This window comes from Acidisoma sp. (genome assembly GCF_035492295.1).
Classification (GTDB): domain Bacteria; phylum Pseudomonadota; class Alphaproteobacteria; order Acetobacterales; family Acetobacteraceae; genus Acidisoma.
Map to the genome: position 1 here is coordinate 1 of NZ_DATJJK010000237.1, position 9,508 is coordinate 9,508.

The 9,508-nt window shown below is 67.1% G+C and carries 10 protein-coding genes; 4 read left to right on the forward strand and 6 right to left on the reverse strand.

Annotated features, from left to right (window positions below; translation table 11 throughout):
- The first annotated feature begins 277 nt into the window (after window positions 1-277).
- Window positions 278-1,315, forward strand: a complete 1,038-nt coding sequence (locus VL752_RS17715; protein WP_325357190.1) for an alcohol dehydrogenase catalytic domain-containing protein — start codon at window positions 278-280, stop codon at window positions 1,313-1,315.
- Window positions 1,316-1,318: 3 nt separating this feature from the next.
- On the opposite strand, the gene VL752_RS17720 is transcribed toward VL752_RS17715, so the two are convergent.
- Window positions 1,319-1,723, reverse strand: a complete 405-nt coding sequence (locus tag VL752_RS17720) for a MerR family transcriptional regulator (protein ID WP_325357191.1) — start codon at window positions 1,721-1,723, stop codon at window positions 1,319-1,321.
- A 67-nt stretch (window positions 1,724-1,790) separates the two neighbouring features.
- On the opposite strand from VL752_RS17720, the gene VL752_RS17725 reads away from it, so the two are divergent.
- Entirely contained in the window at window positions 1,791-2,438 is a 648-nt protein-coding gene (locus VL752_RS17725; protein WP_325357192.1) for a cation transporter, read from the forward strand.
- 9 nt (window positions 2,439-2,447) lie between these two features.
- On the opposite strand, the gene VL752_RS17730 is transcribed toward VL752_RS17725, so the two are convergent.
- Genes VL752_RS17730 through VL752_RS17740 form a run of 3 tightly spaced genes read right to left on the reverse strand, consistent with a single transcriptional unit; the run spans window position 2,448 to window position 5,669 of the window.
- A complete protein-coding gene (locus VL752_RS17730) occupies window positions 2,448-4,016 on the reverse strand; it encodes a DHA2 family efflux MFS transporter permease subunit (RefSeq protein WP_325357193.1) in 1,569 nt (522 codons plus the stop codon).
- A gap of 19 nt (window positions 4,017-4,035) precedes the next feature.
- Window positions 4,036-5,178 carry an HlyD family secretion protein gene (locus VL752_RS17735; RefSeq protein WP_325357194.1) on the reverse strand — a complete coding sequence of 381 codons (1,143 nt, stop codon included), beginning with the start codon at window positions 5,176-5,178 and terminating at the stop codon, window positions 4,036-4,038.
- Window positions 5,175-5,669, reverse strand: coding sequence for a MarR family winged helix-turn-helix transcriptional regulator (locus VL752_RS17740; RefSeq protein ID WP_325357195.1), 495 nt, complete (start codon window positions 5,667-5,669; stop codon window positions 5,175-5,177). Before VL752_RS17740 ends, VL752_RS17735 begins: the two co-directional genes overlap by 4 nt.
- A 196-nt stretch (window positions 5,670-5,865) precedes the next feature.
- On the opposite strand from VL752_RS17740, the gene VL752_RS17745 reads away from it, so the two are divergent.
- Window positions 5,866-6,528, forward strand: a complete 663-nt coding sequence (locus tag VL752_RS17745; protein ID WP_325357196.1) for a glutathione S-transferase — start codon at window positions 5,866-5,868, stop codon at window positions 6,526-6,528.
- Between the two features lie 7 nt (window positions 6,529-6,535).
- Here VL752_RS17745 and VL752_RS17750 read toward each other — a convergent pair whose 3' ends face one another.
- Window positions 6,536-7,399 (reverse strand): DMT family transporter, encoded by an 864-nt coding sequence (locus VL752_RS17750; protein ID WP_325357197.1) that lies wholly within the window; start codon window positions 7,397-7,399, stop codon window positions 6,536-6,538.
- 128 nt (window positions 7,400-7,527) lie between these two features.
- Between VL752_RS17750 and VL752_RS17755 the strand changes: the two genes are divergently transcribed.
- A complete protein-coding gene (locus VL752_RS17755) occupies window positions 7,528-8,751 on the forward strand; it encodes an MFS transporter (protein ID WP_325357198.1) in 1,224 nt (407 codons plus the stop codon).
- A 6-nt stretch (window positions 8,752-8,757) separates the two neighbouring features.
- On the opposite strand, the gene VL752_RS17760 is transcribed toward VL752_RS17755, so the two are convergent.
- Window positions 8,758-9,508, reverse strand: a 751-nt coding sequence (locus VL752_RS17760; RefSeq protein ID WP_325357199.1) for an alpha/beta fold hydrolase, incomplete at its 5' end; no start/stop codon positions are given.

The window sequence follows — 9,508 nt, forward strand, 5'->3', positions numbered from 1 at the left end:
TGGGAGGTCGAAACAAATGCTGCGGACGAAGGCCCAGTTCAAGCATTTGAGATGGCCCTTCTCTGACGGTCTGCAACGATGGATCGCGATCACAAGAAACGTGATCAACAACCGGTATCTCTTTTCGGGAGGCCGACTGCCGTTATGATGCGGCAGAGAGCGATCATGGCTCATTGGCTCGTCACGACCGCAGAACGGGAAGAACCATCCCCAGGGCCGTTGCGCGACGTCCGGAACCCGTTCAGTTTCACCTCCGCCATAAAATGAGGCCGCGCCGATGCCTGCAGAGATGACCCGCGCCCTGATGACCGCCACAGGTACGCCTTTGGCACTTGGCTGCGCGGCGATCCCCACGCCGGGGCCGGGTGAAATCCTCATCCGCGTCGCCGCCTGCGGCGTCTGTCACTCCGACCTGCATATCGTGGATGGCGACTGGGGCGCGCCGCCGAAATTGCCGCTTGTCCCCGGGCATGAGGTGGTGGGCGCGGTCGTCTCCCACGGGGCGGGGGTGCGCGGGCCGGCGGTGGGGGCGACCGTCGGCGTCGCCTGGAACGGCGGCGCCTGCGGCCATTGCCGCGCCTGCCTGGAAGGCGAGGAGACGATCTGTGCCGAGGCCGAGGGTACCGGCTACAGCCGCGACGGCGGCTATGCCGACTACATTGTCGCCCGGGCGGATTTCGTGGTGGAACTGCCGAAGGACGTCAATGCCGCGCGCTTCGCGCCCGTGCTCTGCGCCGGTGTCACCACCTATCGCGGTCTGAAGCGCGCGCAGCTAAGGCCGGGCGCCTTCGTCGCCGTCATCGGCTGCGGCGGCCTCGGCCAGATGGCGGTGCAATATGCCCGCGCCATGGGCTACCGGCCAATCGCGGTCGATCTCGACCCGGCGAAGCTGGAACTCGCCACCCGCCTCGGCGCCATGGCCGTGGTGCAGGCGGGATCGGGCGATCTGCCGCAGCAGCTCAAGGGCATCGCCGGTGAGGCCGGTCTGCGGGCGGCCATCGTCGTCGCCCCCGCGCCCAGTGCCTTCACCCAGGCGATCGCCGCCATTTCGCCGGGCGGTGCGGTGATCTTCATCGCACTCCCCGCCAAGGATCGCGACAGCCTGCCGGTTTCCATCTCGGCCCTTGCCAATTTTGAGAAGCGTCTGATCGGCTCCAATGTCGGCACGCGGGCCGATCTGCTGGAAGCGGTGGAACTGGCGCTGACCGCCGGCATCCTGTCGGAGGTCGAAACACTGCCGCTTGCGGAGGCCAATGCCGCGCTCGAGCGGCTGCGCCAGGGTGGCGTTCCCGGCCGGCTGGTGCTGACGCCCTGACGCCTAGCTGCCGTCGGCGGCGAGCGCCTGGATGATGCGACAGTCGGCCATCCGGTTCTGGTCGCATCGCGCGATCATCCTCGCCAATTCCTCGCGCAGGACGGTCAGTTCCGTGATCTTGATGTCGATTTCGGCGAGGTGACGGCGTGCGATCGCATCCACGCCGTCACACGGGCGCTCGCGCTCGGCGGCGAGTTGCAGAAGCTCGCGGATCTCGCCGAGCGAGAAGCCGAGGGCGCGGGCGCGCCTGACAAGTCCAAGCTGCCTGGCATGCGCCCGGCCATAGCGGCGATGGTTGCTTGCCGTGCGGGCGGGTGGCGGCATGAGGCCGATCCGCTCGTAATAGCGGATGGTCTCGACCTTCGTTCCGGTGTTCTGCGCCAAGGCGCCGATCGTCAATTCTGCCATGAGCTTGACCCTGTAGCGGCTACAGGGTGCATCTGGGCGGCCTTGACCACAAGCGGGACGAAGCGAAATGGCTGGCTGCTGCCATGATGACGGCTGCACCCCTCCGCGCCCAGGGGCGTTGAATACGCCAGCCTGGCGCCGGGTGCTGTGGATCGCGCTCGCCCTCAACGGCGGCATGTTCGTGGCGGAAGTCGTGGCCGGGCTCACCGCGGGCTCGACCGCGCTGCAGGCGGATGCGATCGATTTTCTTGCCGACGCCGCGAATTATGCAATCAGCCTCGGGGTCGCCGGGCTCGGCCTCGGCTGGCGGGCCCGCGCCGCCTTTGTCAAGGGAGGCTCACTCGTCCTTCTCGGCGTGTTTGTCCTGGGATCGGCCCTATGGCACGCGGCGCTGGGGGGTGTTCCGGCCGCAGGCATGATGGGTGTGGTCGGTATCCTGGCCCTGTGTGTCAATGCCGGCGTGGCCCTGATGCTGTTCCGCTTCCGCGAGGGCGACGCGAACATGCGCTCCGTCTGGATTTGCTCGCGCAATGACGCAATCGGCAATTGCGCGGTTCTGGCGGCGGCGGCCGGTGTCTTCGGCTCCGGAACCCGCTGGCCCGATCTCGCGGTTGCCGCCGTCATGGCTGGGCTCGGGATCAGCGGCGGGTGGCAGGTCCTGCGCCGTGCCTACGGCGAACTGCGCGGGCTCGCCACGCAGTCTCTTGCGGGCTGACCGGGGCGATCAGTCCATCGCCACATGCGCTTCCCCCGGTGCCGGCTTGGGCTGGACCTTCGGCTTGCGCATCAGGAAGAGCAGGAAGAGGCAGGGGACGGTGCTGATCATCAGCGCCATGAAGGAATCCCCATAGCCGATGATGTTGGCCTGTCGGTCGATGATCTGGTTCATCATCTGGGCGCCCTGCGCCGTGGTCGGTGCGATCGCCGCCATGCTGTCGGACGTGAAGACATGCGCGAAGGGCTTCACGAAATAGCTCAGCACCGCATGTTCGTACTGGCTCATCTGGGTCACGATGGCGGAGGTGACCGAGGTGCCGATGGCCATGCCGATGTTGCGGGTGAGGCTCATCGCCGCCGCTCCATCGCCGCGCAGCCTGGGGTCGAGCGTCGCGAAGGCGATCAGCTGCAGCGGCATGAAGACGAGGCCGAGCCCGGCGCCCTGCACGATGATGACGGTCAGAATCCAGCTGGAGGAGACGTCCGGCGTCCACAGCGTCATCCAATAGAGCGAGACGAGGAGCAGCAGGATGCCGACCAGCATCTGCAGGCGCACGTCTATCTTGGTGCCGATGCGGCCGCAGATCATCATCGCCGCCATGGTGCCGAAGCCGCGGGGCGCCATTTCCAGGCCCGCCTCCCGCACCGAATAGCCCGAGAGCTTCTGCAGATAGGGGGCGAGGAGGGCGGAGCTTGACAGCAGGACAAGCCCGACCAGGAACATCATGAGGATTGCGCTCAGCATGTTGCGGTCGGTGAAGATGCCTTTGGGCAGCAGCGGCTTGTCCGTCGTCAGCATATGGACGGTAAAGAGATAAAAGCCGAGGCCGGCAATGATCGCTTCGGCGATGATCTCGTTGGAGCCGAACCAGTCCTTGGTCTCGCCACGGTCGAGCGCCAGCTGCAGGCCGGCCAGCGCGATGCCGAGGATGGCGAAGCCCGTCCAGTCGAAGCGAGGCACCTTCAGCTCGGTCTCCCCGCGCATGAAGATGATGATGCCGACCGTCGCCAGGATGCCGAAGGGCAGGTTGACGAAGAAAACGTAGCGCCAGTTGTAAAGGTCCGTCAGGTAGCCGCCGAGTGTGGGGCCCAGGATCGGGCCGAGCATCACGCCCATGCCCCAGATCGACATGGCGGGGCCGCGCTTCTCCAGGGAGTAGATATTGAGCAGTGTCGATTGCGACAGCGGCACCAGTGCCGCGCCGAACACGCCCTGAAGGAAGCGGAACAGCACCATCTCGCCGATCGAGCCCGCGATGCCGCAGAGCATGGAGGTGACGGTGAAGCCGACGAGACTGACGAGCAGCACGTTCTTCGGCCCGAAGCGCGCGCTCATCCAGCCGACCGGCGCCGTCATGATCGCGGCGGCGACGACATAGGAGGTCAACACCCAGTTGATCTGGTCGGAATTGGCCGAGAGCGTGCCCTGCATATAGGGCAGGGCGACGTTGGCGATAGTGCTGTCCAGCGCCTGCATGAGCGTCGCCAGCATGACGCAGATCGTGATGATGGTCCGCGTCAGCGGGGTGATGCGCTCATGCAGCGGGATCGGGTTTGCTGTGGTCGCGGCGGACATGGCGCTGCCCTTCGGCCGGTCAGAAGAGATCGGAGAGATGGCGCTGGTGGCCGGTATCGACCGAGACCTCGACGCTCATGCCCGCGCGCAGTGGCAGATCCTTGGGCCCGCTCGCGATCTCGATGCGCACCGGGATGCGCTGCACGACCTTGACCCAGTTGCCCGAGGAATTCTCAGCCGGCAGCAGGGAGAACTGGCTACCGGAAGCGGGGGCGATGCTCTGCACCACGCCGGTCCATGTCTGCCCGGGGTAGGTATCGACCGAGATGGTGACCTTCTGGCCCGGCCGTACATGGGTCAGCTGGGTTTCCTTGTATTGCGCGGTCACCCAGACGTCGTCCGTCGAGACCAGGCCGAAGGCGGCAGCGGCGGCCGTCAGGTAATGGCCCGGCTGCAGGCTCTCCACATTCGTCACGATGCCGTTGAAGGGTGCATAGACGATGGTGTGGTCAAGCTGGCGCTGTGCTTCCGCAACATCGGCGGCGGCGCTCATATATTCGGGCATCTGGTCGATCGGCTTGTCGATATTGCCGCCGAGCTTGGCGAGTTGCGTCTTGGCCTGCTCCTGCAGCGATTCGAGCCGGGCCTGGTCGGCGGCGAGCTTGAACCGCGCATCGTCATATTCGGCACGGGTCACGCCGCCGCTGTGGATGAGCGAGGCGTAGCGGCCAAAGTCAGCCTGGTCCTGCGCAACCTGGGCGCTTTCCGTATCAACGTCCTTCAGCATGCGCTGATAATCTTCCTTCTCGGCCGCGAGATCCTCGGCCGTCTGGGCGAGCTTCGCCTTGGCGCCGTCGAGCGCGATGCGGAAATGATGCTGCTCCAGGCGGAACAGCTCCTGACCCTTCGTCACCCGCTCGCCCTCATGCACAAGGACACGCGCCACGATGCCGGCGACATCCGTCGTTGTGTTCACTTCCGCCGCTTCCACATAGGAATCGTCGGTCGAGATGTAGCGTCCGCCGGTCAGCCAGGCATAGCCGACGCCGACGATGACGACGGCGACGCCACCCAGCATGAGGATAGGGCGCAGCACGCTGCGGCGGGGTTTTGCCGGCGCGGCCTTGTGCGGCGCGCCCTGATTGGTCTGCGAGACCTGGTCGGGCGTCCCCGTCTTGGCGGCATCAGCGGTCGTGCGGTCACGTGTGGTGATCTGGTTCATGCCTGGACTTCTGCTTTTTTGCTGTCGGTCTCTTCCGCCTGGCGCTCCGTTCCCCTGAGCGCACAGGTGACATTGGTTTTCGCCCGGACGAGGCCCTGGCGCATGGTCTCGGCCATCGCATCGTCGATGCCGGCACAGACCATCGCGACGATTTCCTTCCGACGTTCGGCGAGTTCGTCGAGGACAGGTTCCGCGGCGGGTAGAAGATGCAGCCGCCAAACCCGCCGGTCCTGCTCGTCCGGCACCCGCTCCACGAGGCCGTGGGACGCGAGCCGGTCGACGAGGCGGCCGACGGTGATCGGCTCCACCTCCATCATCTGGGCGAGATCCTTCTGCGACAGGCCGGGATGACGGGCGAGCTTCAGCAGCAGCACCCATTGCGCCTTGGACATGCCGCGACTGCGCGCGATGCGGTCGGCATAGGTGCCGATGAGCCGCGCCGTGTCTCCGATGAGGAAGAGCAAATCCTCTTCGTGGGGGACTTTAGCCATGGAGACGTTATTATAACGCCTGTTATTATCAGCCTAGATACGATCAGGTTATGGGCGCTCAACGCACGCCGCATGAATGCCGGCACAAATGATGCCAGAAGGACGGCGTGAAGGGGCGGTCGCCATGCGCCGAAAACCCCTTGCGCGACGCCGCGCCAGCGGGATCACTGGCCCCCCAACAAGCGGAGACTGCGGCATGAGCGATGGAAAGATCGTCATCGGGACGAAGCGGTATTCCTCCTGGTCCATGCGAGGCTGGCTGCCGGTCAAGCTGGCGGGGCTGGACGTCACGGAGGTTTTGATCCCGCTCGCCGGCGGTGCCACCTCCGCGCTGAAGGGCCAGACGCCCGCCGGCCTCGTGCCCTATCTGGAGCACAACGGCGCCCGCATCTGGGAAAGCCTCGCCATCATCGAATACTGCGCTGAGTTCGACGCGACGCTCTGGCCCAAGAAGCGCCGCGCCCGCGCCATGGCGCGCGCCGTCGCCGCCGAGATGCATGCGGGCTTCCGCGCGCTGCGTCAGGCGATGCCCATGAATCTCGGCCGCGGGGATTACGCGGGTCTTGGCCGGACCGAATTCGCGCTTGAGGATATCGCGCGGATCGAGGCGATCTGGGCGGAGGCCAAGAGCGAATACGGCGGGGACGGGCCCTATCTCTTCGGCGAGCGCTTCACCGGGGCGGACATCATGTTCGCGCCCGTCGTCGCTCGGTTCCTGACCTATCAGCCGGAATTGAGCGAGGGCAGCCTCGACTATTGCCGCGCCGTGCGTGCCCATCCCCTGGTCGATGCCTGGTACCAGGAGGCGGCGGAAGAGCCGGCGGAATGGCTGCTCGAGAAATACGAAAACCTTCGCTGAGCGCCGCTTAGCGCAGGTTGATCAGTGCGACGCCCACGAGGATGAGGGCAATGCCCGCCCATTGGCGGCGGGCGAGCCTTTCCTTGAGGAGGACAAAACCCAGGACCGCGGTGATCGTGCTGCAGAGCGAACTCAACACCGCGACGATCGCGACCTTTCCGGTGGTCAGGCCCAGCGCCATGCTGAGATAGGCGAAGGCGGTGAGTGTGCCGTAGCCCCAGGTGAAGGGGAGCAGTTTTAACGGCGGCAGGCTCAGGCTGTGGCGGCGCGCCTGGGTGATGGCGAGCGTCACGGCCAGGGAGCAGAGACTACCGATCCAGAGCGGGGCGACGGGCCCCATATGGGGCATGACGTAGCGCCCCTGCAGCCACAGCGTGGTGCCGTAGCCACCGGCGGCGAGGATGGCCCAGCCGATACCGGCGGTGCCGTGCGTTGCGTCGGCAATCTTCGGCCCCCGCCGCATGGCGGTGATGGCGATGCCGAGCACGGTGAGCGCGATACCGAGGGCAGCAGGCCCCGACAGATGCTCCCCGGTCAGCACGGCAAGCGCGGTCGAGACCGCGCCATAGCTCGCGACCACGGGGACGACGAGGGAGAGTGCACCCGCAATCAGTCCGCGCACCATGGCGAAGCCGGACAGGGTTGAGCCGCCAGCGGCGAGCAGGGCCAGCCACCAATAGAGAGGCGGCGCATGAAGCGCCGGCAGGCGCATCGCCGGGATCAGCAGCAGGCAGGCGGAGAAGATGACAAAGCCCGGGAACTGGCCATAGAAGCTGGAGCGCCAGGGCCCGAGGCCGCGCGCCGAGAACCGTGCCAGGAAGTCCGCGACTCCCCAGAGAATCGCGGCGAGAAGCCCTAAAGCGATCGCCATGGACCCTGCTAGTCGGGCGGCGTAGTGCTGTCATCCTGCGTGCCGCGCAAGGCCGATACGCGCCGCGCTCTTTCTCTGCCCGGCCGATCATGCTCTAGCGGGAGGCGGACGGAGAGATCGCGGGAATCGTGCAGCTGGATACGGATGGCGGGAAGAGCGGCCCCAGATACCGCCTCACACGGGGCGTGGTCGTTGCGTCCATCTCGGTCGCCATGCTGGGCAGCAGCGCGCCTTCGCCGATCTACGGCCTCTATCAGGCGCGCCTTGGCATTGACCATGTCTGGCTGACGGCGATCTACGGCATTTATTCGCTCGGCACGGTGTTCGCGCTCATTCTGCTTGGCCGCATCTCCGATCGGATCCCGGATCGGCGTCTGCTGATCTACGCGGCGCTTGCCGCCGCCGGGATCGGCGCGGTGCTGATGGCGCTCGCTCATTCCGTGCCCGCGCTTCTCGTCGGGCGCTTCTTCGCCGGCATGGGCACGGGCTGCATCATGGGGCCGGCGACCGCGGCCCTTATCGAGCTTGATCCCGCGCGGGACCGGGTGCGCGCGGCCATCATCGCGACGGTCGCCGTCACTGGCGGCATTACCAGCGGCGTCGTTATCACCGCGGCCGCGCTGGCCGCAGGTTTCGCGCCGACGCTGAGCCCCTTCGTGTTACTGGCAAGCCTCTCCGGCCTGCTGCTGCTGGCGCTACGCGCGGCGCCCTGGACGCCGCCGGAAGTGCCCTCCGCCACGGCTCATCTTGCGGCACCAGCGACCAAGCCGCGCGTCGGCGCGTTGCTGCGCGAGGCGGGCATGCCCTTCGTCATTTCCTGCGCCGGCATGGCCACGGCCTGGATGGCCGGCGGCTGCTTCCTCGCGCTCGGCGCGATCTTCGCACGCCAGCTTGCCGGCATCCGCGATCCGGCGGTCGCGGCGCTCACCGTCGCGGTCTTCCAGATCGTGGCGGGATCGGCGCAGCTCGGCGGTCGCAATTTTCGGCCCCGCACGCTCGCCATGACGGGCGCCGGGTTGATGGCGGCGGGGCTAGTGCTGGCGACCGCCGCCGCCGCCCTCGCGGCGTCCTGGCTTTTCTGCCTCGGCGCGCTCGCGACCGGCCTCGGTTACGGCTGCTGCTTCTCCGGGGCGGCGGCGATCAGCAGCCACAGTGCGCCCGCGCGCGGGCGGGCGACCGTCGTGTCCTTCACCTATATCGCGGGCTATCTCGGCAATCTGATCCCGGTCATGCTTCTCGGCCTCATCGCGGACCATTTTGGTCTCTTCGCCGCCATTGCGAGCCTGGCCGGGGCGGTGACCGTCTGCGGCCTGCTGTTGACGGTCGCGCTGCTGCGCCTGCGGATGACGTGACGGCAGCTACTCCCCGATGCGGTGAAGCATGTCACGGCAGGCCGCCGCGATCTCCGCCGGTGCTTCCAACGGCGAAAGATGACCGATCCCCTGCAGCTGCCGGAACGCGGCCCGCGGCAGTTCCCCGGCATAGATCGCGCGCAGACGATTTGCGTCTTCAACGCGATCGGCGGAGCCCGCGAGGATTGTAGCGGGACCGGCGACCCGCGCGAGGCCGGACCCCAGATCCTGAACCATCCCCGCCTCGGTCCAGGCCCGTTTCGCCCCCTCGGCACCGCGGAGCGTGTCCGCCACGACCATGGCGCGGTCAGCCTCGCTCAGCGGCCTGCCGGCGAGCACGGCCAGTGCCTGCGCGACGCCTTGCTCGGACCCATAGGAGGCGAGCATGGCGGCCCGGATTTCGGCCGGCACCGGCATCGGCGAAGGCGGGGCAGGGGCGACCAGCACGAGGCCGGCGAGGCCGGGCAGCCCGCGCATTGCAAGTATCTGGGCGATCTTCCCGCCCATGGAATGTCCGACCAGCACGAAGCGCTTCACGCTCTTGGTGGCGATCACGGCCGCGACGTCATCGGCCATGGTGTCGAGGTCGAACCGGCCATCGGTCGCGACCGAGGCACCCCAGCCCCGCAAGTCGGGCAGGATGAGGCGGCTGTCGCCCATCTGCGCCACGACATGCCGCCAGGTGCGGCCCGCGCCGCCCCAGTAATGGAGAAAGACAAAGGCGGGTTCACCCGCGCCCTGATCGGTCAGCGCGATG